The sequence below is a fragment of the Rhizobium sp. SVR5-9E genome, from assembly GCF_056755095.1.
Genome location: NZ_JBNDHS010000550.1, coordinates 1 through 253, shown reverse-complemented (window position 1 = coordinate 253; position 253 = coordinate 1). Strand labels below are relative to the sequence as shown.

Here is a 253-nt window from a genome sequence, read left to right as displayed (position 1 = left end):
CCCCGAGCATGGGCACCAGCCGAGGCAGGACAAGCCCTATGACGAGGGCCGCGCCGATACCATAAACCCCAAGGGAAAAGCCGATCTGCCCCTCGCTCCAATCATAGCGATAGGAGGTGACGAAGGACCAGACGGCCGGATAGACGCCATGCGCCAGCCAGTTCAGGAACATGACGACGCAGACCCAGCCGATGCCCTGATAGCGTCGTATCTGCCTGAGCGCGCCGAATGGATTGGCCCGCCAGATCTCGAA

General features: G+C 62.1%; 1 pseudogene. It reads right to left on the bottom strand.

Going from position 1 to position 253, the window contains the following annotated elements:
* Positions 1-253: pseudogene (locus tag ACPYOJ_RS36015) on the bottom strand (tetracycline resistance MFS efflux pump); the annotation flags it as partial.